This window comes from Martinezella miluonensis (assembly GCF_900094545.1).
Classification (GTDB): Bacteria; Pseudomonadota; Alphaproteobacteria; order Rhizobiales; family Rhizobiaceae; genus Rhizobium; species Rhizobium miluonense.
Window position 1 is genome coordinate 71,880 of record NZ_FMAH01000019.1, and the last position, 26,176, is coordinate 98,055.

20 protein-coding genes are annotated in these 26,176 nt (G+C 60.1%); 8 read left to right on the forward strand and 12 right to left on the reverse strand.

The annotated features are described in order from the left end of the window. Window positions 1–180: 180 nt before the first annotated feature. Entirely contained in the window at window positions 181–1,218 is a 1,038-nt protein-coding gene (gene tdh / locus GA0061102_RS16695; RefSeq protein ID WP_092850990.1) for an L-threonine 3-dehydrogenase, read from the reverse strand. A gap of 21 nt (window positions 1,219–1,239) precedes the next feature. After that, entirely contained in the window at window positions 1,240–2,427 is a 1,188-nt protein-coding gene (locus GA0061102_RS16700; protein WP_092850992.1) for a glycine C-acetyltransferase, read from the reverse strand. Between the two features lie 267 nt (window positions 2,428–2,694). On the opposite strand from GA0061102_RS16700, the gene GA0061102_RS16705 reads away from it, so the two are divergent. After that, window positions 2,695–3,465, forward strand: a complete 771-nt coding sequence (locus GA0061102_RS16705; protein WP_092850997.1) for an SDR family oxidoreductase — start codon at window positions 2,695–2,697, stop codon at window positions 3,463–3,465. A gap of 39 nt (window positions 3,466–3,504) precedes the next feature. Here GA0061102_RS16705 and recQ read toward each other — a convergent pair whose 3' ends face one another. Beyond that, on the reverse strand, window positions 3,505–5,385 hold the full coding sequence (recQ, locus tag GA0061102_RS16710) for a DNA helicase RecQ (protein WP_092851001.1): 1,881 nt from the start codon (window positions 5,383–5,385) through the stop codon (window positions 3,505–3,507). 7 nt (window positions 5,386–5,392) lie between these two features. Further along, on the reverse strand, window positions 5,393–7,381 hold the full coding sequence (dnaG, locus tag GA0061102_RS16715) for a DNA primase (RefSeq protein WP_092851005.1): 1,989 nt from the start codon (window positions 7,379–7,381) through the stop codon (window positions 5,393–5,395). 1,137 nt (window positions 7,382–8,518) lie between these two features. On the opposite strand from dnaG, the gene GA0061102_RS16720 reads away from it, so the two are divergent. Beyond that, window positions 8,519–9,421 carry a hypothetical protein gene (locus GA0061102_RS16720; RefSeq protein WP_167667997.1) on the forward strand — a complete coding sequence of 301 codons (903 nt, stop codon included), beginning with the start codon at window positions 8,519–8,521 and terminating at the stop codon, window positions 9,419–9,421. Here the strand turns inward: GA0061102_RS16720 and GA0061102_RS16725 are convergent. After that, window positions 9,402–9,854 carry a GatB/YqeY domain-containing protein gene (locus tag GA0061102_RS16725; protein ID WP_092851007.1) on the reverse strand — a complete coding sequence of 151 codons (453 nt, stop codon included), beginning with the start codon at window positions 9,852–9,854 and terminating at the stop codon, window positions 9,402–9,404. The two genes, GA0061102_RS16720 and GA0061102_RS16725, sit on opposite strands and share 20 nt — an antisense overlap. A gap of 308 nt (window positions 9,855–10,162) precedes the next feature. Between GA0061102_RS16725 and carA the strand changes: the two genes are divergently transcribed. Then, window positions 10,163–11,371, forward strand: a complete 1,209-nt coding sequence (gene carA / locus GA0061102_RS16730) for a glutamine-hydrolyzing carbamoyl-phosphate synthase small subunit (RefSeq protein ID WP_092851011.1) — start codon at window positions 10,163–10,165, stop codon at window positions 11,369–11,371. 220 nt (window positions 11,372–11,591) lie between these two features. Here carA and GA0061102_RS16735 read toward each other — a convergent pair whose 3' ends face one another. From GA0061102_RS16735 to GA0061102_RS16750, 4 genes are all read right to left on the reverse strand, one after another. Beyond that, on the reverse strand, window positions 11,592–12,164 hold the full coding sequence (locus tag GA0061102_RS16735) for an EVE domain-containing protein (protein ID WP_092851015.1): 573 nt from the start codon (window positions 12,162–12,164) through the stop codon (window positions 11,592–11,594). 94 nt (window positions 12,165–12,258) lie between these two features. Next, a complete protein-coding gene (locus GA0061102_RS16740) occupies window positions 12,259–13,656 on the reverse strand; it encodes an MATE family efflux transporter (protein ID WP_092851020.1) in 1,398 nt (465 codons plus the stop codon). A gap of 148 nt (window positions 13,657–13,804) precedes the next feature. Continuing rightward, the gene (locus GA0061102_RS16745) at window positions 13,805–15,061 is read right to left on the reverse strand and encodes a TCR/Tet family MFS transporter (RefSeq protein ID WP_092851025.1); all 1,257 of its coding nucleotides are present in this window, start codon (window positions 15,059–15,061) and stop codon (window positions 13,805–13,807) included. Window positions 15,062–15,219: 158 nt separating this feature from the next. Beyond that, a complete protein-coding gene (locus GA0061102_RS16750) occupies window positions 15,220–16,131 on the reverse strand; it encodes a LysR family transcriptional regulator (RefSeq protein WP_092851027.1) in 912 nt (303 codons plus the stop codon). A gap of 123 nt (window positions 16,132–16,254) precedes the next feature. Between GA0061102_RS16750 and GA0061102_RS16755 the strand changes: the two genes are divergently transcribed. Next, complete coding sequence (locus GA0061102_RS16755) at window positions 16,255–17,247, forward strand: aldo/keto reductase (RefSeq protein WP_092851029.1); 993 nt, start codon at window positions 16,255–16,257, stop codon at window positions 17,245–17,247. A 52-nt stretch (window positions 17,248–17,299) separates the two neighbouring features. On the opposite strand, the gene ypfJ is transcribed toward GA0061102_RS16755, so the two are convergent. Continuing rightward, entirely contained in the window at window positions 17,300–18,220 is a 921-nt protein-coding gene (gene ypfJ / locus GA0061102_RS16760) for a KPN_02809 family neutral zinc metallopeptidase (RefSeq protein WP_092851031.1), read from the reverse strand. 93 nt (window positions 18,221–18,313) lie between these two features. After that, complete coding sequence (locus tag GA0061102_RS16765; protein ID WP_092851033.1) at window positions 18,314–18,805, reverse strand: DUF2306 domain-containing protein; 492 nt, start codon at window positions 18,803–18,805, stop codon at window positions 18,314–18,316. 86 nt (window positions 18,806–18,891) lie between these two features. Between GA0061102_RS16765 and GA0061102_RS16770 the strand changes: the two genes are divergently transcribed. From GA0061102_RS16770 to GA0061102_RS16785, 4 genes are all read left to right on the forward strand, one after another. Continuing rightward, on the forward strand, window positions 18,892–19,716 hold the full coding sequence (locus tag GA0061102_RS16770) for a LytTR family DNA-binding domain-containing protein (RefSeq protein ID WP_092851036.1): 825 nt from the start codon (window positions 18,892–18,894) through the stop codon (window positions 19,714–19,716). A gap of 171 nt (window positions 19,717–19,887) precedes the next feature. Then, window positions 19,888–23,376, forward strand: a complete 3,489-nt coding sequence (gene carB / locus GA0061102_RS16775) for a carbamoyl-phosphate synthase large subunit (RefSeq protein WP_092851038.1) — start codon at window positions 19,888–19,890, stop codon at window positions 23,374–23,376. Window positions 23,377–23,671: 295 nt separating this feature from the next. After that, window positions 23,672–24,148: a transcription elongation factor GreA gene (greA, locus tag GA0061102_RS16780; RefSeq protein ID WP_092851041.1), complete on the forward strand. Its 477-nt coding sequence runs from the start codon at window positions 23,672–23,674 to the stop codon at window positions 24,146–24,148. A gap of 6 nt (window positions 24,149–24,154) precedes the next feature. Continuing rightward, window positions 24,155–25,234: a glycosyltransferase family 4 protein gene (locus GA0061102_RS16785; protein ID WP_092851098.1), complete on the forward strand. Its 1,080-nt coding sequence runs from the start codon at window positions 24,155–24,157 to the stop codon at window positions 25,232–25,234. A 35-nt stretch (window positions 25,235–25,269) separates the two neighbouring features. On the opposite strand, the gene GA0061102_RS16790 is transcribed toward GA0061102_RS16785, so the two are convergent. Continuing rightward, the gene (locus tag GA0061102_RS16790) at window positions 25,270–26,172 is read right to left on the reverse strand and encodes a glycosyl transferase (protein ID WP_092851043.1); all 903 of its coding nucleotides are present in this window, start codon (window positions 26,170–26,172) and stop codon (window positions 25,270–25,272) included. Between the last annotated feature and the right edge of the window lie 4 nt (window positions 26,173–26,176).

Sequence of the window (26,176 nt, forward strand, 5' to 3'; positions counted from 1 at the left end):
CTTTTCCAGCAAAAAAGCCCGTTAAATACGCGAAAAAGCCTTATCCACAGGCTCAACACGTCATAATCAATTGTTTCCCGTATTTAGGAAGTCCCCACGCGATGACAAGAGGATACTAAAGAAACCTGCGCGTTTACGGCGCCGGCATGCATGACCGATGCCGTAAAGCGACAGTTCCGATCAATTCCAGTCCATGACGACCTTGCCGGAATTGCCGGAGCGCATGGCTTCGAAACCATCGCGGAACTCATCGATGCCGATACGGTGCGTGATGACCGGAGAGACGTCGAGGCCGCCCTGCACGAAGGCGATCATCTTGTACCAGGTCTCGAACATCTCGCGGCCATAGATGCCCTTCAGGTTCAGCATCTTGAAGATGACCTTGTTCCAGTCGATCTCGAAGCCGGCCGGCGCGATGCCGAGAATGGCAATCTTGCCGCCGTTGTTCATCTTGTCGATCATGTCGCGGAACGCCGGTGCGGCGCCCGACATTTCCAGGCCGACGTCGAAGCCCTCGGTCATGCCGATGGACTTCATGACATCGGCGAGGTTCTCCTTGGAGGCGTCGACGACGTGATCGATGCCGACCTTGCGGGCAAGCGCCAACCGCGTCGGATTGATGTCGGTGATCACGACCTTGCGCGCGCCGGAGCGCTTGGCAACCATCGCCCCCATGATTCCGATCGGTCCTGCACCGGTGACAAGCACATCCTCACCAACCAGGTCGAAGGAAAGTGCCGTGTGCACCGCATTGCCGAACGGGTCGAAGATCGCGGCGATTTCATCCGGAATATCGTCCGGGATTGGTACGACGTTGGATTCGGGAATGCAGACGAATTCGCCGAAGGAGCCGGGGCGGTTGACGCCGACGCCGAGCGTGTTGCGGCAGAGATGGCCCCTGCCCGCCCGGCAGTTGCGACATTTGCCGCAGACGATGTGCCCTTCGCCAGAAACGCGCTCGCCGACGTGATACTTCGTCACCGCTGAGCCGATCTCGGCGATCTCGCCGCAGAATTCGTGACCGACGACCATCGGCACCGGAATGGTCTTCTGCGCCCATTGATCCCAGTTCCAAATGTGGACATCCGTCCCGCAAATCGCCGACTTCTTGACCCGGATCAGGACATCGTTCGGCCCGACCTCCGGAACCGGAACATGCTCCATCCACAGCCCGACCTCAGGCTTGGCTTTGACCAAAGCTTTCATCATGTTCGACATGATCGGTTCTCTCCAACCAATTCAAATGATTCCAAGTTCTTTTCCGGCTTCCGCAAAGGCCGCAATCGCCTTTTCGACATCGGCCTTCGAATGGGCGGCCGACATCTGCGTGCGGATACGCGCCTGGCCCTTGGGCACGACGGGGAAGGAAAATCCGATGACGTAGACGCCCTTCTTCAGCATCAGCGCCGCCATATCCTGCGCCAGCTTGGCATCGCCGAGCATGACTGGGATGATCGGATGATCGGCGCCGGCAAGCGTGAAACCGAGCTTCGTCATTTCGCTGCGGAAGAGCTCGGCATTGCTCTTGAGCCGCGCCCGCAAGGCGTCGCCGTTCTCGATCAGATCGAAAACCTTCAGCGATGCAGCCGCGATGACCGGCGCCAGCGTATTGGAGAAGAGATAGGGACGCGAACGCTGCCGCAGCCAATCGACGACCTCGCCTTTGGCGGAGGTATAGCCGCCCGAAGCGCCGCCGAGCGCCTTGCCGAGCGTGCCGGTGATGATATCGATCCGGCCCTCGACGCCGCAATGCTCCGCGGAGCCTCGGCCGTGGGCACCAACAAAGCCGACGGCATGGCTATCGTCCACCATGACCATCGCGCCGTATTTCTCTGCCAGATCGCAGACGCCGCCAAGATTGGCGATGATGCCATCCATGGAGAATACGCCGTCGGTCGCGATCAGCTTGAAGCGGCTGCCTTCGGCCTTCTTCAGCTCTTCTTCCAGCGCCGCCATATCGTTGTTGGCGTAACGGAAACGCTTGGCTTTCGAGAGCCGCACGCCGTCGATGATCGAGGCATGGTTGAGCGCATCCGAGATGATGGCGTCTTCCTCGGAAAGCAGCGTCTCGAACAACCCGCCATTGGCATCGAAGCAGGAGGAATAGAGGATCGTATCTTCCATGCCGAGGAAGGCGGAAATCCGCGCCTCGAGCTGCTTGTGCTCCTCCTGTGTGCCGCAGATGAAGCGAACGGAGGCCATGCCGTAACCGTAGCGATCGAGCGCCTTTTTCCCGGTCTCGGCGAGTTCCTCATTGTCGGCCAGGCCGAGATAGTTGTTGGCGCAGAAATTGAGCACGCGCGCGCCGTCGGCGACGGCGATTTCTCCGGCTTGTTTGGATGTGATCACGCGCTCGGACTTGTAAAGACCGGCTTCCTTCAAGCCGGCTAGCTCGCTGCGCAGATGGGATAGAAATTCTGAGGTCATTGTCGCATTCCGTTACTGATCATGGCGGAAACAGGCCGAGAGATAACACAGGATTAGCACACCTGCCGCATTCATCCGCGGCAAAAATGTATGAAGCCATGACGCTGGCGCGACACACCGCCACACGGCTCGAATACCGTTACCGCGATGGCGCCTCAACGGAGCATTCGCGACAATTCGCGCCTGCTGCTATTGCAAAAATTACTTGACTGAGTCCATTATTTATCCAAACGCATCACAGCGACTTGGTCCCCGGATGAGGATATCATGAGCATATTTGAGAGATTTTCGCTGAAAGGGCGGGTTGCCCTGGTCACGGGCGGCGGCCGCGGCCTGGGATTCGAGATGGCCCAGGCACTTGCCGATGCCGGCGCTCACGTCATCATCAATGGGCGAACCACAGCCACGTTGAACGCGGCGGTCAAAACTATCCGAGAGAGAGGCGGTTCCGCCGAAGCTGCCGCCTTCGACATTGCCGATCGTGAGGCGCAGCGTGCGGCGATGGCCGATATCGAAAGCAATCACGGCCGGCTCGACATATTGATCAACAATGTCGGGGCCCGCGACAGACGCCAGCTGGCAGATTTCGACGACGAGGCGATCCTCACTTTGCTCAATACGGATCTTGCCGCTTCGATCATGCTCTCCCGCGATGCCGCCCGCCTTATGAAACGACACAATCACGGGCGCCTGATCTCGGTCACATCCATCAGCGGCCAAGTCGTCATGCCCGGCGACTGCGTCTATCCCGCAGCCAAGCAGGGGCTGACAGGCTTGATGCGCGGCATGGCCGTGGAATTTGGGCCTTACGGCATCACCAGCAATGCCATCGCTCCAGGCTGGTTCGCAACGGAAACGAATGCCGCGATGGCCGCGAATGAAGAGCTGATCCCCTTCGTGCGCCAGCGCATCCCGGTCCAGCGCTGGGGGCGGCCGGACGAGATTGCCGGTGCCGCACTGTTCCTCGCCAGCGACGCCGCGTCTTTCGTCAACGGCCATGTTCTGACTGTCGACGGCGGTATGACCGTGCGCATGTAAGGCCGATATCGCAGCGCCTTCATATTCGCCCGCGAGATATCACCGACCGGTAAAATCCGAAATCACGGCGAGGAACGCGTCCCCATAGCGCTCCAGCTTCGCCTGCCCGACGCCCGAGATCCCAAGGAGAGCCTTGTGGTTCTTCGGCCGCTCGGTCGCAAAGGCAATCAGGGTCGTGTCCGGGAAAACGACATAAGGCGGCACTCCAAGCTCCTTGGCGATCCTTGTGCGTTCGGCGCGCAGCGCATCGAATAGCGCTTGTGCTTCGCCGGCAAGACCGTGTGCCTGCTTCTCCAGGCGTCCCGCCTTTTTGCCGCGCCGCCCACTCTCCGGCCGATCCTTGCGAAAGAGAACCTGCCGCTCGCGCTTGAAGACCGCCCTTGCCTCTTCCTCGAGTTTCATCGCGCCAAAGGCCGTATGATCCACGCTGATGAGGCCGCTTGCCAGCAATTGCCGGAAGATCGACTGCCAGGTGCGGGTGGGGATATCCTTTCCGGCACCGAAAACGGGCATATCGACATGGCCGAAACGCTCCGTCTTCTCGTTGACCGTGCCGATCAGCACGTCGATGACGTGACCGGTGCCGAAACGCTCGCCTGTGCGATAAACTGCCGCCAGCGCCTTGATCGCCGCTTCCGTGCCGTCCCAGGTCTCGACCGGCTTCAGGCAGGTATCGCAATTGCCACAACCGCCACCATGCGCCTCGCCGAAATGGGCAAGGATGGCCTGCCGCCGGCAGCCGGCCGTTTCGCAGATGGCAAGCAGCGCATTGAGCTTTCCCCGCTCCACCCGCTTGATCTCATCAGCCGCATTGCCCTCATCGATCATGCGCCGCCGCTGGATGACGTCGGCCATGCCGTAGGCCATCCACACCTCGGACGGTAGGCCATCACGCCCGGCGCGGCCCGTCTCCTGATAATAGGCTTCGACCGAGCCCGGCAGATCGAGATGGGCGACGTAACGCACATTCGGCTTGTCGATGCCCATGCCGAAGGCGACGGTCGCCACGAGACACAGGTCCTCCTCTTTCAGAAAAGCATCCTGGTTGGCGTCGCGGAGTGATCGATCCATGCCGGCATGGTAGGGTAGCGCACGGACGCCCTGCCCGTTCAGCCATTCCGCCGTGTCCTCGACCTTGGCACGCGAAAGGCAATAAACGATGCCGCTATCGCCGCGATGGCCATCGAGAAAGCGCAGCAATTGCTGGCGCGGCTGATCGCGTTCGACAATCTCATAGGCGATATTCGGCCGGTCGAAGCTGGTGGTGAAGACCTTGGCACCGTCAAGAGCCAGCCGCTCGATGATGTCGTCGCGGGTATGAGGATCGGCCGTCGCCGTCAGCGCGATGCGCGGCACGCCGGGAAAGAGTTCGGCAAGCTTGCCGAGATCCCGATATTCCGGCCTGAAATCATGTCCCCACTGTGAAACGCAATGCGCCTCGTCGATCGCAAAGAGCGCAATCTTCGCCCTGGCGATCATCTGCTGGAAGCCATCGGTCAGGATGCGCTCGGGCGTAACATAGAGCATATCGAGCGTGCCGTTGGAGACGGCGCGATAGACATCGCTCGCCTCCTCGCGCGACAGCGACGAGTTCAAGGCCGCGGCACGTATGCCGAGCTGCTTCATCGCCTCCACCTGATCCCGCATCAGGGCGATCAGCGGGGAGACGACGATGCCGACACCGGCACGGCAAAGCGCCGGGATCTGGAAACACAGAGACTTGCCAGCCCCGGTCGGAAACAGCACGACGGCATCGCCACCGGAGACGACGTGCTCGACCACCTGCTGCTGCTTGCCGCGAAAGGCGGAGTAGCCATAGACCGATTTCAGCACATCGAGCGGCGCAGCCCTGCCAGAGCGCGCGCCGAACAAGGCGTCATCGGTGGAAAATCGCGATTCCGGTCTATCCGGCTGTGACATTCATTCCCTACTTTCCCGCAGCGCTTTTGACACGGCCCGAGAGAACGCCGAAGCCATCGATGATCGCCTCCTGGTTTTCCAGCCGCACCGCTTCGAGCTGCACTTCCTGCAAGGCGCGCATCAGCTGCTCGATAAGCTCGCCGTCGCCATCTTCCGTCGCCTCGGCAATCGCACCCTGCAATTCGATCTTGTGCCACCGAAGGGCCTTGGAGCGTTTGTGAAGCGCAAGCGCCTGACGGTAGCCTTCGCGAGCATCCTCCATCGCGGCTGCCTCGGTTGCCGTCCATAGCCGGGCATTGCGAACCTGCTGCTCGAGGTTTTTCAGCAGCGAGCCAAAGTCCTGCTCTTCCAGCTGTTCGACCAGCCGCTCACGGGTGAGCTGAGGCCCGACCATGGCTGCGGCGATACCGAGCACGGCCGACCAGAGGCGCTGCAATTCGCGGCTTTCGTAATCGATCGCAGCGATCTCGTCATACTCGTCCTGCAACAGCAGCGGATGATTGACGATGGTCAGCGCCAGGACGCTTTCGCGCAGGCTCGGAATATCCTGATGTCCCTTGATCATGGCCGAGCGTGTCAGGCGATCGGATGCCGTCGTGCTGACTGCCGCCCGGTCGCGACCTTGCCCGCCACGGCCGCCGAAGGAACGGGCATTGCCCTCCCGAGAAAAGCCGCGCCCCTGCTGATTGCCGCCGCGCTGGAACTGCGGCTGGAAGAGCCCGTTCAGCCGCTCGCGCATGCTCTGTTGATAGTGGCGCCGAACATCCTCGTCGACGATGACGGATACGATGCGCCGCAGCCGTGCCTCGAGCTCCGCGCGCGCCTCCGGCGTCTCGAATGTGCCGCTGCCGGCCTCTCTTCCCCAGAGCAGATCGGCAAGCGGCTTTGCCTGTGCCAGAACCTTGTCGAAAGGCGCGCGCCCGTCGTGGCGCACGAGATCGTCCGGATCCTTGCCATCGGGCAGCAGCGCGAAACGGACGGTGCGGCCCGGCTTGATATGCGGCAAGGCCAGATCGGCGGCGCGATTGGCGGCGCGCATACCCGCGCCATCGCCATCGAAGCAGAGCACCGGCTCCGGCGTCATCTTCCAAAGAAGATCCAGCTGGTTTTCCGTCAGCGCCGTACCCAGCGGCGCAACGGCGTTCTCGACGCCGGCCTGATGCAGGGCGATAACATCCATATAGCCTTCGACGGCAATGATAGTTCCGGCGCCATCGGCACCCTGAGCAGCGCGGCGGGCACGGGTGAAATTGTAGAGCACGTTGCCCTTGTGAAAGAGCTCGGTCTCGTTGGAATTGAGGTATTTCGCCGGCGCGTCCGGCGACATGGCGCGTCCGCCGAAGGCGATCACCTTCTCGCGCGATGACAGGATCGGAAACATGATGCGGTCGCGAAAGCGATCATAGGAGACCGGCACATTCTCATGCACGACGAGGCCACAAGCCTCCATCTGCTCCTTGAGCACGCCCTTGCTGGCAAGATGCTCTTTCAACGCATTGCGGCTGTCGGGCGAATATCCCAGGCGGAAGGTCTCGATGGTGCGGCCGCTGAGGCCACGGTCGCGTAGATAGGCTCGCGCCCGCGCGCCATTGGCAGTCTGAAGCTGGTCCTGAAAGAACTGGGTCGCCATCTCCATGACATCGAGCAGCGACGTGCGTTCCTTCTCCCTCTTCGCCTCCATCGGATCGGCAACCGGCATAGGCACGCCGGCCATGTCGGCGATCTGCTGCACGGCCTCGGGGAAACTCAAGCCCTCCAGCTCGGTAAGAAAGCGGAAATGGTCGCCAGTCACGCCGCAGCCGAAGCAATGATAGCGCCCCTTGCGATCCTCGCAGTGGAAGCTTGGCGACTTCTCGCCATGGAAGGGGCAGCAGGCCCAGTAATCTCCGCGCGGCACGTTGGTCTTGCGCCGATCCCAGGTCACGCGACGACCGATCACGTCTGAAATCAGAACGCGGTCGCGAATCTCGTCGAGAAACGTATTGGAAAATCGCATGGCTACCTCTGGCTCGCCCCCATATAAACAGGAATGATCCGCATTGCCACGACGACTGGAGAGCCACGCACGTGTATTCACAGTCCTTTGCAGGCTATTACAACCTATCTCTTCTAATCACAACTTCGTGAACTCGCCATCGCAATCAAGGCGCAGACATCAGCGCCGCAAGCCGCTTTCAGCGTCTGCCAAGCCAGTAGATGCGTTGCCCTCAGCCAGCCGACCGGGACATTCGCCCGAATGGAAAAACAGTTTCTCTTTTAGAAAAGAGGCGAAAAAGCAAAGACTTGCACATCTTGAGGTGGATAGATGGCTGTGGACGGCGGGCGCGCAACAATCGCTGGATGCAGCGCAGATCGGACGTAGCGGCTCCTTCCGGTGGCGCATTTATGGTATGGTTTGTAAGCCGAACATTATTTTTTTGTAATTTGATTGTTGATGTGCAGCGCAATAGCGTTCTTCTCACGGGGCGAGACAAGCCGGCGAAGAAATTGCTTCGCGACGCGACATGCCGAGACGCCCCGACGGACGGGAAGCCAAAAGGTACATGGCTTTCAGTTTAGGAAAGGGAGTAAGCATTCTTATCGTACCGTTAGCCGCAGCGGCCATCTGCTACAGCAACTGATAGCTAGGCCACGACGACTAACGGCAGTGATGACAAGAATGCAGTTTACGCTGGCGCGGGATACCAGCAGCCGGCGAACATGAGGATACCTGCCCTTGCGGCAGGCGTTAAGGTTCAAATGCCCGGACTGCCGTAGCAGACGTTGGCTCTGCCGCGGAATTCAGGATTTTCAGTTAGATTCAGCAGATACTCAGGTGGGGCACCATCCCTACCCCCGGCGCCGCCCCACCTGAGTGCCTTTGCAATAGACGTTTGATTTTTGGGCCCCACCCTGCGTCATCAAACGCCTGCAAAGCGCAAGAAGGCAGGAGCTCCCCCAGCTCCTGCCTTCTCTAATTTGCGGCAATGACAACGACGAACATCCTTCATGTGGGATATCGTGTCATTTGCCCGTCGCCATCTTGACGTAGTCGATACGATCTATATTTTTTTAGAATATTAAGATATACAATCTTGACGTTCATTCTCTTCGGACAATCTGGAATTTTGTTCAGTTCATCGGAGACGGCTGCATGTCTTTATCCGCAAAAGAACTTGCTCAAGACCCCAATTTTTTCGCTGAACTCCTGAATTATACGCGAGAGATCCTCGCCACGTACAATCAGAACCAGCGAATATGCTCCGTCTTCGCTTCGCAGCAGCGCTGGCTGATGGCGCTCGCCGGTTTCGGATTATACTATGGCGGCATCGACGGAGAGCCGCCGGGCCTCCATGCGAACCGCTTCGCCACCTATGTTGTCGAGCACGAGATCGCCAGCCACAACACCGCGCTGAGTTTCTTGCAGCAAATGCTGGCCGAAGGTTTTTTGCGCTATCTGCCTGTCGCGACGGATCGCCGCGCGCGGCCAATGGAGCCGACCGAAGAAGCCGTCCAGCAGCTGACGAAATGGTTGACCATCCATCTCTCGGTGCTGGACCGGCTGGACGGCGGCCGGCGCAGCGCCACGTTCGCCAAACGCCCTGAGCTCATTGCCGCCTTGCAGCCCGCCATTTCGGCCGGCATCGTCAACAGCGACGATCTACGCCATCCGGGAGATACGTTCGATCTGTTCACATGGGTCAATTCCGGTGGCGTCATCATGGATTATCTGATTTCGCGCGTCGGGCTGGTCGACACGGCAACTCAAAGAGTTGTGGTCGGGCGAATTGCCTTCACCGACATTTGTCGCCGCTTTCTCATTTCCAGAACACATGCAAAGAGGCTGATGATCAGAGCCGCGAGAATGCAAAGCATCGGATGGACGGGCTCTTCGGGACGAAGCCAGCTTTGGCTTTCATACGGTTTCATCCAGGAATACCGGAACTATCAGGCGGAGAAATTCGCCATCATGGACGCCGCCTGGAGAAGCGCCTTCGGCTCGCCGCAAATCCGCGCGCCGAAGGCGAAACAGGTTTTTACTTCAGCAGTTCCTTGAGAATACCCGAAGCCTTGGCGAAATCCATCTGCCCGGCATAGCGCTCGCGCAGAGCAGCCACGCACTTGCCCATATCCTTCAGACCCTGTGCGCCGAGTTCGGCAACGATTGCAACGCAGATCTCGCGCACCTTCTCTTCGGAAAGCTGCTCGGGCATGAAGCCCTGAATGACGCCGATCTCCTCGCGCTCCTTGCTGGCCAGCTCGGGACGGCCGCCCTCGACATAGATCTTCTCCGACTCTTCCCGCTGCTTGATCATCTTGGCGAGCAACTGCAGGATTTCGTCCTCGCTCGCCGGCTCCTTGCCGAGACCGCGATTGGCGATGTCCTTGTCCTTGATAGCGGCAAGGATGAGACGCACGGTCGAAAGCCTCGCCGCATCCTTGGCCTTCATGGCGTCCTTCTGGGCGTTGGAAAGGGTTTCGCGGATCATCTGTGTAACTCCTTGAAGCAGGCCGGCGACGATCGCCCGCCCCCTTATTTCATCTTGCCTGTCTCATAGACCATCAGCGCCGATCAATGCAATTGCGTGCAGCCTGCCAAAACGAGGCAAATTCCCTGACGCGAAAGCAAAAGCGTGCATTGACCGGTTCGCCTTGTTTAGCTATGTCCATCACCTGCACATTAGATCGATATGAAGATCTCAAGCCGCGACCTCGGTCGCCGGCTGTACCTTGCTACAAACATGGCGGAAGCCACGGCCTCTTCAAGGTCGCGCATGACGCCGGAAACGGGATGACTATGACCGCCACAGCCCCATGGACCACCGAAAAGCCGACTGCTCTTCTCGTTCTCGCCGATGGCACCGTCATCGAAGGCAAGGGCATCGGCGCGACCGGCAAGGTCCAGGCCGAAGTCTGCTTCAACACGGCGCTGACGGGTTACGAGGAGATCCTGACCGATCCTTCCTACCTTGGCCAGATCGTCACCTTCACCTTCCCGCACATCGGTAATGTCGGCACGAACGAGGAAGACATCGAAGACCTGACGCCGGCTGCACGCCACGGCGCGGTCGGCGTGATCTTCAAAGCCGACATCACCGATCCATCGAACTACCGCGCCGCCAAGCATCTCGACCAATGGCTGAAAGCTCGCGGCATCATCGGCCTCAGCGGCATCGACACCCGCGCCCTCACCGCTTGGATCCGCGAAAACGGCATGCCGAACGGCGTGATCGCCCATGATCCGAACGGCGTCTTCGACATCGAGCAGCTGAAGGCGGATGCGAAGGCCTGGAGCGGCCTAGAAGGCCTCGACCTCGCGAAGGTCGCCTCCTCCGGCCAGTCTTCGCAGTGGTCGCAGACCCCTTGGATCTGGAACGAAGGCTACGGCGAACTCGGCGCAACCGACGCCAAGTACCATGTCGTCTGCCTCGACTACGGCGTCAAGCGCAACATCCTGCGTCTCTTCGCCGGCCTCGATTGCAAGGTCACGGTATTGCCGGCAACCGCTTCGACCGACGAAGTGCTCGGCCTCAAGCCGGATGGCATCTTCCTTTCCAACGGCCCCGGCGACCCGGCTGCGACCGGCGAATATGCCGTACCGGTCATCAAGGACCTGCTGAAGACCGAAATCCCGCTGTTCGGCATTTGCCTCGGCCACCAGATGCTCGGCCTCGCGCTCGGCGCCAAGACCGCGAAGATGCACCAGGGACATCACGGCGCCAACCATCCGGTCAAGGACTATACGACGGGCAAGGTCGAGATCGTTTCGATGAACCACGGTTTCGCAGTCGACTCGAGCTCGCTGCCGGAAGGCGTTGAGGAGACTCACGTTTCGCTCTTCGACGGCAGCAATTGCGGCCTGCGCGTCGCCGGCAAGCCGGTCTTCTCGGTGCAGCATCACCCGGAAGCATCTCCCGGCCCGCAGGACAGCCACTATCTCTTCCGCCGCTTTGTCAATCTGGTGCGCGAGAAGAAGGGCGAATCGGCCCTGGCGGAACGCGCCTGACAACGTCGATCACTTAATCGCATGAGAAAAGCCCCGGATTGATAACCAATCCGGGGCTTTTCTCTTTGTGCGTCAAGTTGGGAAGTCTCCTCGTCACATCGGTTCAGCTTGCTGAAACTTGGAGCAATTCCAGGAAAAGTGCATAGCGGTTTTCCGTCCGGAATTGCTTGAAAACAAAAGGATAGAGCGTTTTCGCGCTTCGAAGAAAAGCGGAAAGGCTCTAGGCCTGCAGACGGCGCTGCTTGACCACCTCAAGCTCACTCATCAGGATTTCCTCGAGAAACTCGAAGTCGGATTGTCCGAACTCAACGAGGCCGAACCTCAGCTTGTAGCCCCAGTTTCGGTCCTGAGTGAAATCGAGCCAGCCCAACAGAGGACGAAGCGGCTGCTCGGGCGCGTCCAGCCAATCCACATCCTTGCGATAGGCTTTTCCGCAGCCCATCTCGGCAAGATAAGGCTCGCCCTCACGGACAAAACCGATGGCGGTAAAGTTCTGGAAGCCGTCTCTTTCGCCCATTTTGACAGATGGGGAGTAGTAGACGATGCCGTCGCCCGGTTTGATACGCTTCAAAGGGGCTCGCTTGCCGTGGTTCACCTGCATGAAGCCATGCTTGCGCCCAAGGCGTACATGCTCGGCGCTAGCCACTGCCAGCCAATAGGATCTCCGCTCCGGCTCAGGCCGCCGGGACGATGTATTGGCGTGCGGGAAAAGGCGCACCGTAGCGCCTTGCTGGATGGTGTCTTCCCGCGGGAAAAGCGCGGCATCGGTACGATCGCTTGCTTTGAATGTCATGGTCGTCTCCCGTCTTTGGTATGAGACAAATATAGACGACCATGCTGTCAATTTTTGTCAGCAGTCTTGCGAACTGACAACAGACTTTCCGATGTCAGGCGGCGGCCTTCTCCGAACGCACCAGAATGTAGAAGCGCGTGCACAGCATCGCGGCCGCCGAGCCTAGGCCGAGCAGGAAGCCGAACCATATGCCGATGCCGCCGAATTGGAGCGGGAATGCCAGCAGCCAAGCCAGGAAGAAGCCGATCGGCCAATAGGCGATCAACGCCATGATCATCGGCACGCGAGCATCCTTCAGGCCGCGCAGCAGGCCGCTGGCGATCGACTGCAGCCCATCGACCAACTGGAACAGACCCGCCACGACGATCAGCGGCGCCGCATAGGCAAGCACCTTCGGCGCATCGGCGGAGGTGACATCCAGGAACCAGCTTCCGAACCATGTCGGCATGGTCGCGAACAGGATACTGCCGAGGAGCGAGATGCAGCTCGAAACGACAAGTACGACGATCGCCGCACGCTTCAGACCAAGATGATCGCCCTGCCCGTGCGCGACACCGACCCGCACCGTCGCGGCCTGGCTGAGCCCAAGCGGGATCATGAAGGCAATCGACGCCCATTGCAGCGCAATACCATGCGCTGCAAGCTCGATCGTGCCGATCTGCCCCATCAGCAACGACGCTGCCGTGAACAGGCTGACTTCGGCGAGAACTGTGACGCTGATCGGGAAACCGAGGCGGATCACGTCCCACAAGGCATGCCAATCGGGGCGCCAGAAGCGGACGAAAATCTCATAGCGGCGCGTATCCTCATGGGCTTGAACATAAGCGACGATGAAGAAGAAGCCGGCCGTCTGCACCGCGACCGACACGATTGCCGCACCGTGCAGCCCCATCGCCGGCAGGCCGAAATGGCCGAGCACGAGGATGTAGGCAAGCACCGCATTCATGACGAGCATGGCAATGGTGACCTTGAGGATGATACCGGCGCGACCGATGGCGCTCACCAAGGCGCGGATGACATTGTAGAGCAGCCCGGGCAACAGGGCGAAATGGCCGATATCGATATAGCCGCTGGCCAGCCGCGCTACATCCGGCTTCTGCCCGGCCGCCAAAAGGATCTGCTCGGAATAGAAGAAGGCAGGCTGCGCGATGAGCCAATAGGCCGTCACGACCCACAGGCCCATGCGCAGGGCTCGGCGAACCGAAGCCACATCCCCTTGACCATAGGCCTGCGCCACCAGCGGCACCACGGCAATGGAGAAGCCCGAACCGAAAATAAGAATCGTGAACAGGAACTGAGCGGCGAGCACCATGGCAGCGAGTTGCTCGGCACCGAGCCGGCCAACGATCATCACGTCTGTGGTGTTGATGCCGAGCTGCGCCAATTGCGCGCCAATCAGCGGTATGCCGAGCGCAAGAGTTGCACGAATATGTGCAGACCACGAATTATTATTGTCATGCGCGAGCGGGCGCGCAGCGAACGGCATATCCATCACGAAAACTCGATCTTTTGAAACGCGCAAACCGCCCTACCAATGCGTGCGCGAGCTTGCGGCATTATCGCAACTTAGGGCGAAAAGCCAGCCGACAAGACCGAAGTGCTAAAGAATTCATCATATCATCAAAATATCTGATGAAATTCTAGGCTGCCTCTCCGGCTTCCGATTGTGCAACCGTCGTCGGCACGGTCTTGCGGACCTTCGTCAGCAGCACCACGAGAGATATGGCAATCAGAATTGCGCTCATGATGAATGGCGCGCCGGCAAAGACCACAGGTGCCGTCGGCGCAGTATAGTAGCTGAATAGATACGGGAACAACAAAGGCCCGACAATTGCCGTGATACTCGTCAGGCTGCCAAGCGCCCCCTGTAGCTCGCCCTGCGCCGAAGGCGGAACCTTGCTGGCGGCGATGGAGCGAAGCGGCGCATCTGCGACATTTTCGATAACGGTCAGGACAACAACCGCATAGACCATCCAGCCCTGCCAAGCGAAAGCGTAGCCCATCAGGCCGAGGCAGGAGAACGCGAGCCCAAGCAACGCAGTCTTCCACTCACCGAGCAAGGGCACCAGTCGAGGCAGGACGAGGCCCATGACGATCGCCGCGCCGATACCGTATACGCCAAGGGAAAAGCCGATTTCTCCTTCGCTCCAATTATAGCGATAGGAGGTGACGAAAGCCCAAACCGCCGGATAGACGCCATGCGCCAGCCAGTTCAGGAACATCACGACGCAGACCCAGCCGATGCCATGATAACGCCGTATCTGCCTGAGCGCGCCGAGCGGATTGGCGCGCCGAATGTCGAACGGCCGGCGATTCCTAGCGTCCAGCGTTTCCGGCAGTAGGAAATAGGCGCCTACGAAATTCAAAAATGCCAAAACAGCAGCGCCGTAGAAGGGAACGCGCGGACCGAATTCGCCGAGAAAACCGCCGATGACCGGCCCAAGCACGAAGCCGACGCCGAAAGCCATGCCGATCAGGCCGAAATTCTTCGCCCGGTTCTCGTCATTGCTGATATCGGCGATGTAGGCCGAGCAGGTCGAGAAGCTCGCGCCGCTGATACCGGCGAGAATGCGGCCGACGAACAGCATCCAGTAGGAACCGGCGATTGCGCAGATGAAATTGTCGATCGCAAACGTCAGCACCGAAGCGAGCAGCAGCGGACGGCGACCGAAGCGATCGCTCAGATTGCCGATCAGTGGCGAAAACAGAAACTGCATTGCGGCGTAGGCCAGCAGCAGCCAGCCGCCTTCCGTGGCCGCGGCGCTGACGGACGCGCCGGTCAACTCTTCCAGATATTTCGGCATGACCGGCATGATGATCGCAATGCCGATGACGTCGAGGAAGAGGATGAGGAAGACGAGGAACAAGCCGCGCCGTGCAAATTTCTGATCGATCATGGAGTTGCCTTTTAGGGCTCCGTCTCCATGAAAGAGACAGAACGTGAACGAAAAACGAGGATGTTCCCTTACATAAAGATTTTAGCCGAAACAATCCGTGAACGCTTCAATCTTATTGATTTATCGACGGGTTTTTTTGATCTTTGGGCCCGCGGCGTCTATCTGTCGCGGCTGCGCCGCTGCTCGAGATTGAGGAAATCGACGAAGGCCCGCAGCGACGCCGGCATGTGTCTACGGTTGGCATAGTAAAGAAACGGGCCGGAAAACGCCGTGTCCCACTCTTCAAGGATCGGCACCAATTCACCTCTGGCGATCTGCGGCGCGAGGAACTCCCGAAAGGTTCGGATGATACCGAGGCCGGCAACGGCCGCACTGCGCTCGATCTCGATCGAATTCGTGGCAACGACCATCGAGGGAGCGATGAAGATCGTCTCTCCGTTCCTTTCGAACTCCCAGGGCGCGATCGATCCGCTCAGGAACCGATGGCGGATGCAGCGATGCTCAAGTATGTCGCGTGGATGCTGCGGGGCGCCGTTTGTGGCGAGATAGGCCGGTGCGGCCGCGGTGATGTAATGTTGTTGACGCGGCCCGATCGGCACGGCGATCATGTCCTTTTCCAGCCTCTCGTCGTAGCGAACTCCCGCATCATATCCGGCCGCCACCACATCGATGAAACTGTCTTCGGCGACGACTTCGACGGAGATTGCTGGGTATTGCTTCAGAAAACGACTAATAATATCGGGCATGACGACGATGGCGGCGACGGTCGGCACATTCAGCCGTAAAGTCCCGCCGACGCTGTCGCGGAAGCTGTTGATATCATCGAGCGCCACGGCGATCTCGCTCATGGCGGGCGTCAGGCGCTCCATCAATCGCTCCCCCGCCTCCGTCGGCGTCACGCTTCGGGTCGTGCGATTGAGCAGCCGAACCGCCAGTCGCTCCTCCAGCCGGCGGACGGCCTCGCTCAAGGACGAGGCGGAAACGCCACGCTTGCGAGCCGCTTCACGAAAGCTGCGCTCACGAGCAACGGCAGTGAAGGCGACGAGATCGGCCAGCGGCAAGTCATCCATTGTGCGAAATTCCAAACAACCCGTTTTGATTTACCTGGATTATCGCACAGGGATCAATGGAGTAAAACAGTGTCGACATAGGCTTCTGCAGATGAGTGCGCGCCTGCGCGAGGGAGAATGACGATGGAAAAGCATCAATTGGGAAAGACCGGACCGAAGGTATCGGCCCTGGGGCTCGGCTGCATGGGGATGTCGGGCATGTATGGCCCGTCCGATCGCGCCGAGAGCATCGCCACCATCCATGCGGCGCTCGATGCCGGCATCAACCTGCTGGATACAGGCGATTTCTATGGCATGGGCCATAATGAGATGCTGATCAGCGAAGCCATCAAGGGATTGAGGCGGGACGATTTCCTGCTCAGCGTCAAGTTCGGCGCCCTGCGCGATCCCGCCGGCGCCTGGCTCGGCTACGATGCCCGGCCGGCCGCGATCAAGAACTTTGTCGCCTATTCGCTGCAGCGTCTCGGTGTCGATCACATCGACATCTACCGCCCTGCCCGCCTCGACCCGAAGGTGCCGATCGAAGACCAGATCGGCGCGATATCGGATCTCATAAAGGCAGGCTACATCAGGCATATCGGCCTGTCGGAAGTGGGTGCGGATACCATCCGCCGCGCAGCCGCCGTCCACCCGATCGTCGATCTGCAGATCGAATATTCGCTGATGTCGCGCGGCATCGAGGATAAGATCCTGCCGACCTGCCGCGAACTCGGCATCGGCATCACCGCCTATGGCGTCCTCTCGCGCGGCCTCATCAGCGGCCATTGGCAGACGGACAGTGCACAGAAAGGCGATTTCCGCGCCATGAGCCCACGTTTTCAAGTTGGAAATGTCGAAAAGAACCTGGAGCTGGTGGAGGCCCTGCGAAAGATCGCGAAGACGAAAGGCGCCAGCGTCGCCCAGATCGCAATCGCCTGGGTCGCAGCCCAGGGCAAGGAGATCGTCCCGATCATAGGCGCTCGCCGTCGTGACCGCCTCACGGAAGCGTTGGGTGCGTTGTCGGTCAAATTGTCGGAAGCCGATATGGCTGCGATCGAACGTGCGATCCCCAAAGATGCCGCCGCCGGCGGCCGCTATCCCGAAGCGCAGCTCTCGCATCTCGACAGCGAGAGGTAGCAAGTTGAACACGCTGCCCGCTCGCCGGTGTTCCGGGAGCGGGCAAGCAAGATCAGACCGGATTGTTCAGCGTATCGCAATCGCTGAGCTTGCCGGAATCGAAGCCCTTCTTGAACCACTTCACACGCTGCGCCGAGGTGCCATGGTTGAAGCTGTCGGGAACGACATAGCCCTGCGTACGCTTCTGCAGCGTATCGTCGCCGATCTGCTGGGCGGCGTTCAGCGCCTCCTCAAGATCGCCGGCCTGCAATATGCCCTTCTGCTGCGTGAACTTGCCCCAGATGCCGGCAAAGCAATCGGCCTGCAGCTCGATGCGCACTGACATCTTGTTGGCGTCCACCTCGCTCATGGTGCGGCGGGCCTGATTGAACTTCGGCAGGATGCCGAGCTGATCCTGAACATGGTGGCCGACTTCATGCGCCACGACATAGGCCTGCGCGAAATCACCGGCCGCACCGAACTGATCCTTCATCTGCTTGAAGAAGGCCATGTCGAGATAGACTTTCTGATCGCTCGGACAATAGAAGGGGCCGGTCGCGGCCGAAGCCTGTCCGCAAGCCGAAGGGAAGCTGCCGGAGAACAGCACCAATTTCGGGTCCGTGTAGGTCTTCCCCATCGACTTGAAGATGCCCGTCCAGGTATCCTCGGTATCGGCGAGAACCGTCGCAACGAACTGCTTCATCTCGTCATTGGCCGGCTGGCCGCCGCTGCCACTCGAGGTACTCTGCTGATATCCGGAGCCGCCGCCCTCCAGCACACCGGTCTGCTGCAGCAGGCCTATGACATCGACGCCCATGGCTCTCAGGATCAGGAAGATCACGGCAAGGACGATGATGGTGCGAAAGCTCAAACCGCCTCCGCCTATGCCGCCGCCGGGAAAACGAAAGCCACCGCCCCCCGTACCGCCCCCGATCGGCGATGAGCCGCGTTCGTCCTCGATATTGTCGGATTGCCGACGCCCCTTCCAATCCATAGTGCACCTCCTGGCGATGCCTAAAATCAAAGTCCCTTGAGGCATTTATATATCCAGGAAGGCGGACAAAGCCAGTTGGCTATCGACAGAAGATCAGGTTAAGCGGCGGCGGTGCCACAATTCTTTGGACACAGCCCATAGAAGAACGAGCGCAATAGCTGCCAGGACAGCAAAGGGTGCAATTTCGTCGCCGGTAAAAACTATCTTGTTCATCATGCGGCCTGGAATGAACGTAAATATCCCAGCGCCGACGATCCCGCCGAAATAGAGGCCTCTGACGATCCGTTTATGTGCCTTGATATTGTGATTGCGGGCATTGACGATGGCTCCCCAGCAACCGAAGAGAACGTATAGCGAGAGCAGATGAATGGGGCTGAAGCCGTAGAACATGTTGATCTGGTGAATGAAGAAGCTCGACAGCGCCGTGATCACCATCAGGCACAGCCATATCTTGCCGAGCAGGCGATGCCCGGGCGTGCCCTTGGGTCTCAGCAGAAGATAAGCGCCAAGCAAGGCAGCCGGAACGACCGCCGCAACGTGGACCTGAATTGCGATCGGGGCATTAAGAAGCGGCTCGAAAGTCATGGTGGGGATCCGGTTGAGTTTGCCGAGCCTTTCCGCGATATTGTTGTTCTCTCAATCGAAATTGCGCGGAAAAACGGGAAAAATTCGTGGATCACACCTTTCTGCAATCCACGCTTCGCGAATTGCAGGTCGCCTGGCGCTCGCCGCGGCTCTGGGCAACCTTCGTTATCGTCGTCCTGATCTTCGCCGTAACCGGCCCCTACGGCACGTTTGCGCAGCTGAGGCCTGGAGCGCGGCTTGGCTATTGGCTCGTCCTTCATGCCATGGCCTGGTCCATAGCAATCCTTTTCTCGGTTGTGGCCGAAGTCCTCCTGCGCAAATGGATCTCGAGCATGTTCGCCCGGATGATGACGGGATCGATCATTGCCGCGCTGCCGATCGGCTTCGGCATCTCGCTCGTCGATCTGGCATTCTTCGGTACCGCGCCCACCGTGACGGGCAGCTTGCATCAATCGCTCACGTCAATACCGCTTTGCCTGCTTTTCTGTTTCCTCGCCTATATGACGATGCACCAGCAGATCGCGATTGCAGCCGAAGCACCAAACGACGAGAAGCTGGCGCCTGACCCCATAAAGACATCCGAGATAAAGGCGCTGCCCGCGCAAGCACCGATCCTGTCGCGCCTGAAGCCGGAAAATCGGGGAGCGCTCGTAAGGCTCGCCGTGCGGGATCATTATACCGAGGTTGTCACCAGCCGCGGCCGCGAACTCGTCCTCTTGCGCTTTGGCGATGCACTGATGGAACTTGGCGACACCGAAGGCATGCGCCTGCATCGATCACACTGGATAGCAACATGCCATGTCGCCGGGTTGAGACGCGATAACGGCAAGCTTTTCGTCGTTGCGCGTGACGGCACCGAAATGCCCGTGAGCCGCTCCTATGCCGAGGCGGTCCGCCGCCGTTTCGGCTAGCGGAGGCAAAGCATGCAGGATTCATGTCGATTCCGCGATTTATGGGGTTCCGTTTGCAAATACATTTGCCTATAAGCCGCTTCTAGCCTGAAAAGACTTGCCCATGCGCCCCGGCCGGTGATCTCCCACCCTGGCCGGTTTTTCGCGCAACCAAAAAACGGATGTGAGCCCATGCCGAAGCGCCAAGATATCAAATCGATCCTCATCATCGGCGCAGGGCCGATCGTCATCGGACAGGCTTGCGAATTCGACTATTCCGGCACGCAGGCCTGTAAGGCACTCCGAGAGGAAGGCTACCGCGTCATCCTCGTCAACTCCAATCCGGCGACGATCATGACCGACCCGGGCCTGGCGGATGCGACCTATGTCGAGCCGATCACCCCCGAAGTCGTCGCCAAGATCATCGCCAAGGAGCGCCCGGACGCGCTGCTGCCGACCATGGGCGGCCAAACGGCACTCAACACCGCGCTGTCGCTGAAGCGCATGGGCGTACTCGACCGCTACAATGTCGAGATGATCGGCGCCAAGCCCGCCGCCATCGACATGGCCGAAGATCGCGCCCTCTTCCGCGAAGCCATGGCCCGTATCGGCCTGGAAACGCCGCGTTCGATGCTGGCAAACGCCACCGACATCAAGGATGCCGACCGCAAGACCCACGAGGCCGAGCGCACCAAGCTCAAGGCTTCGCTCTCCGGCGCTGAGCTCGACAAGGCGCTCGACGCGCTGGAAAACCAGTGGAACCTTGGCGAGAGCGACCGCAAGCAGCGCTACATGAGCCATGCCATCGCGGTCGCCGCGCAGGCGCTCGATCACGTCGGCCTGCCCGCCATTATCCGCCCGTCGTTCACGCTCGGCGGCACCGGCGGCGGCATCGCCTACAATCGCTCGGAATTCTTCGAGATCGTCGGCGGCGGCCTCGATGCCTCCCCTACCACGGAAGTGCTGATCGAAGAATCGGTTCTCGGCTGGAAGGAATTCGAGATGGAGGTCGTCCGCGACAAGGCGGACAATTGCATCATCATCTGCTCCATCGAAAACATCGACCCGATGGGCGTTCATACCGGCGACTCGATCACCGTCGCTCCGGCGCTGACGCTGACGGACAAAGAATACCAAATCATGCGTAACGCCTCGATCGCGGTTCTGCGCGAGATCGGCGTCGAAACCGGCGGCTCGAACGTGCAGTTCGCCGTCAATCCGCAGGATGGCCGCCTCGTCGTCATCGAAATGAACCCGCGCGTGTCGCGCTCCTCCGCCCTCGCCTCCAAGGCGACCGGCTTCCCGATCGCCAAGGTCGCGGCCAAGCTCGCCGTCGGCTACACGCTGGACGAACTCGAAAACGACATCACCGGCGGCGCAACCCCGGCCTCCTTCGAGCCGTCGATCGACTATGTCGTCACCAAGATCCCGCGCTTCGCCTTCGAGAAGTTCCCGGGTGCTTCCCCGGTTCTGACCACGGCGATGAAGTCGGTCGGCGAAGTCATGGCGATCGGCCGCACCTTTGCCGAATCGCTGCAGAAGGCGCTGCGCGGTCTGGAAACCGGCCTGACCGGCCTCGACGAGATCGAAATTCCCGGCACCGAGGAAGGCGAAGGTAGCCGCAACGCCATCCGCGCCGCCATCGGCACGCCGACGCCGGATCGCCTGCGCATGGTCGCCCAAGCGCTGCGCCTTGGCTTGAGCCCGGAAGAGGTGCACGAAGGCTGCAAGATCGACCCTTGGTTCATCGCTCAATTCAAGGCCATCGTCGACATGGAAGCCCGCATCCGCGAGCACGGCCTGCCGACCGACGAAGTCAATCTGCGCATGCTGAAGGCCATGGGCTTCTCCGACGCCCGCCTCGCGACCTTGACCGGCAAGCGCCCGAAGGAAGTGGCCGAACTTCGCAATTCGCTGAACGTGCGCCCGGTCTTTAAGCGCATCGACACCTGCGCGGCCGAATTCGCCTCGCCGACCGCTTACATGTACTCGACCTACGAGACGCCTTTCGTCGGCGCCGCTCGTTCCGAAGCCCAGGTCTCCGACCGCAAGAAGGTCGTCATTCTCGGCGGTGGCCCGAACCGTATCGGCCAGGGCATCGAGTTCGACTATTGCTGCTGCCATGCCGCCTTCGCGCTGAAGGATGCTGGCTATGAAGCCATCATGATCAACTGCAACCCGGAAACGGTTTCGACCGACTACGACACCTCGGACCGGCTCTATTTCGAGCCGCTGACGGCCGAGGACGTGATTGAAATCCTGAAGATCGAGCAGCAAAACGGCGAAGTGGTCGGCGTCATCGTCCAGTTCGGCGGTCAGACGCCGCTGAAGCTGGCCGAAGCTCTGGAAAAGAACGGCATCCCGATCCTCGGCACCGCGCCGGACGCGATCGACCTTGCCGAAGACCGCGACCGCTTCCAGAAGCTCTTGATGAAGCTCGACCTCAATCAGCCGAACAACGGTATCGCCTATTCGGTCGAGCAGGCACGCCTCGTCGCCTCCGAAATCGGCTTCCCGCTGGTCGTGCGCCCGTCCTACGTTCTCGGCGGCCGCGCCATGCAGATCCTCCATTCGGAAGGCCAGTTGCAGACCTATCTGCTCGACACGGTCCCCGAGCTGGTGCCGGAAGACATCAAGCAGCGCTATCCGAACGACAAGACCGGTCAGATCAACACGCTACTCGGCAAGAACCCGCTCCTGTTCGACAGCTACCTCGCCAATGCCATCGAAGTCGACGTCGATTGCTTGTCCGACGGCACGGACGTCTATGTCGCCGGCATCATGGAGCACATCGAGGAAGCCGGCATCCATTCGGGCGACTCCGCCTGCTCGCTGCCGCCGCGCACGCTCTCGCCCGCGATGCTCGACGAGCTGGAACGCCAGGCAAAGGCCATGGCCAGGGCGTTGAATGTCGGCGGCCTGATGAACGTGCAGTTCGCCATCAAGGACGACACGGTCTACGTGCTTGAAGTCAACCCGCGCGCCTCGCGCACGGTGCCCTTCGTCGCCAAAACCATCGGCGCGCCGATCGCCAAAATCGCCGCCCGTGTCATGGCCGGCGAAAAGCTGGATGCGACCTTTGCCGCCTACGGTGAAAAGCCGGATCCGCGCAAGCTGAAGCACATTGCCGTCAAGGAAGCCGTCTTCCCCTTCGCGCGCTTCCCCGGCGTCGACATTCTGCTCGGACCGGAAATGCGCTCGACCGGCGAAGTCATCGGCCTGGATACCGATTTTGCGCTGGCCTTCGCCAAGTCGCAGCTCGGCGCCGGCGTCGAACTGCCGCGTGACGGGACGGTCTTCGTTTCGGTCCGCGACGACGACAAGCCGCGTGTCCTGCCCGCCATCCGCATGCTGGCGGAACTGGGCTTCAAGGTACTCGCAACCGGCGGAACTCAGCGCTTCCTCGCCGAAAACCGCATCGAGGCCACCAAGATCAACAAGGTGCTTGAGGGACGTCCGCATATCGAGGACGCCATCCGCAACCGCCAGGTCCAGCTCGTTATCAACACGACCGACAGCAATAAAGCGATCTCGGATTCGAAATCGCTTCGCCGGGCGACGCTGATGCAGAAGGTACCCTACTACACCACGATGGCCGGTGCCGAAGCCGCAGCCATGGCGATCAAGGCGCTGAAGGCCGGAAACCTCGAGGTTCAGCCTCTACAGAACTACTTCCAATAGGTGGGATTTGTCGGGACGGATGTGAGCAGCGATAGCCGGCTCACATCCGCCGCGGCTTCATGAGGCCAGTACGACGATCATGAGTGCCACCCCCTCACCAAGAACAGGCGATCTGGCTTCAACGGAAGCGAGTGGGGAGCAGCACTCTTTTGAGCATCGAATCTTCTGGAAATCGGCTGTCGCAATCTGCTATAGATGACAAAATGATGGCTCTACTGGTTCCGAAGCACCCCTTCGGAACCTGTTTTCTTTTGTGTGTGCGGAAGAGCAGCGCAGGGACTGAAGGATAAGGAAAATGGTTGAAAAGGTACCGATGACGCAGAACGGGTTCGTCAAGCTGCAGGAAGAACTGCGCTGGCGTCAGCAGGAAGAGCGCCCGCGAATCATCGAGGCAATTGCGGAAGCTCGCGCCCATGGCGATCTCTCCGAAAACGCCGAGTACCATGCCGCCAAGGAAGCACAGAGCCACAATGAAGGCCGCATCGGCGAGCTGGAAGACCTGACAGCACGCGCCGAAGTCATCGACCTCACCAAGATGTCTGGCTCGAAGATCAAGTTCGGCGCCAAGGTGAAGCTCGTCGACGAAGATACCGAGGAAGAAAAGATCTATCAGATCGTCGGCGATCAGGAAGCCGACGTGAAGGCCGGCCGTATCTCCATCTCCTCGCCGATCGCACGCGCTCTCATCGGCAAGGAAGTCGGCGATTCCATCGAGGTCAATGCGCCAGGCGGCGCCAAGGCGTACGAAATCCTCTCCATCACCTGGGGCTGATTGCCGGTGCGCGATCGTGATTCAGCGCATGCCTCCGATCTCCGCGAGATCGAGATCATCGCGACGAATTTCAAACGCCGGTTGTCCGGCGTTACCTCGACGATCGTGCAGCTCATCCCCAAGCAGATCGAGCTTGGCTATCATATAGCTACGCTCGGCCCTGGCCTGCCGGAGGATCTGCCCAAGCTCGGCTGGCGCAGGCTCCCAGGCCTCTGGATAAAGCCCCGCCGGCATCGCAAGCGCGTCTGGCACGCCCGCCGCAACAACGAGATGCTGGTGGGCCTGCTGCTGCGCTCCGTCCTGCGCATGCCCCTGAAGCTGGTCTTCACTTCGGCGGCGCAGCGACACCACAGCGCCTATACGCGCTGGCTCATCCGCCATATGGACGCCGTCATCGCCACCAGCACGCGCTCCGGCAGTTTCTTGCTGGTGCCGCACACTGTCATCCAGCATGGCGTCGATCTCAATCGCTTTCATCCGCCGGAAACCCCTGACGATCGGATGGCCGCCACCGGCCTACCCGGCACCTATTTGATCGGTTGCTTCGGTCGTGTCCGGCATCAAAAAGGCACCGATCTTTTCGTCAAGGCGATGATAGAGCTTCTGCCGCGCTATCCGGATTGGACGGCGATTGTCTGCGGCCGGGTCACGGCTGAACATCGCGGCTTCGGCGAAGAACTGGAAAAAATGGTCACCGCCGCCGGCCTTTCCGACCGCATCCGCTTTATGGGCGAAGTCGATGACATCAAGCCGTGGTATCGCCGCGCGACCCTTTACGTCGCCCCTTCCCGCAACGAAGGTTTCGGGCTGACGCCGCTCGAAGCCATGGCGTCGCGCACCGCAGTCGTCGCCTCCGATGCCGGTGCCTATGCGGAGATGATCGTTCCGGGTGAAACCGGCGCCGTCGTCCCTGCCGGGGACGGTGAAGCCCTGACCAGAGCTATCGGCTTCTACCTGGCCAATCCCGAGGAAGCACTGCGCCAGGGCGACAATGCCGTCCGCCATGTGCGCAGCGAATTTGCCTTGGAAAAGGAAGCGACTGCCATCGGAGACGTCTATCGGCAGCTGCTTGCCACAAACCGCTGAAGCAGCAGGTTGACGCCGAGGTCAAGCAACATGCGTCACGCCCTCAGCGCGAACCTGTCATCGTAGCCGAAATCATATTTCAACAACGCCGAAACCGGCGAATAGTTGACGAGCGAAACGCCACGCTCGACGGCCATTTTACGGGCGAGCACAAAATGCTCGACGATGCGCCCCTCGGCCCGCGCAATGCCTGAGAAAGCGGTATTCCCGCTGGTTTCGTAGAAACGAGGCTCCCGGGCGTTCGAGATATCGATGCCCAGAAAACCGATCGTTCGATGCGCGCAATATAAGGCAAATTGCAGCGTCGATACCGCGACGGACCCACCAACGAAAACGCCGCGATCCGGCACGAGCGAAAGACCGGTGGAACCCGCCGCGTCCATCTGCACATATGGAAGCTTCTTGAGGTCTTCGAGCGAGCGGCGCCGAGCGCCATAAGGCCGGCGGATGTCATCGATCAAAATGACCGTCTTGTCCCCCAGCCAGCCTCTGTCGATCTCGCAAAGTGCACGCAACACGGAAACGGAAAATAGACAGAGCGAACCGGGGGCGATTTTCTCGCGCATCATGTGGTTGTGTCGCCAGACGAAACGTTCGTCTTCGATTGCAACCGCCAGCGGCTCACTGATCCGCTCCCCTGCCAGCCTTATAGCGCCGTTCAGAAGGATAGCAGTATCGGATTCGACGCCGCTGAGATCGCAATCGCGAATGGACGGTCCTGAGCCGACAATGTAGATCATCTCGCCGGACCGTTCGCGCAACCGGTCCATTCCGACAAGACTGGCAACGTTGGCGCCGCGATAGCGCACGTAGCCCCTATCCTCTTTGCGAACGATGCTCAGCCCGGGAAACCAATCCTGGACATGGGCCAGCGAGCCGCCCAAGAACACGCGGGTGCCGGACTTGATCAGCGATCGATGCCAGGGCCGGTGCATCATCTGC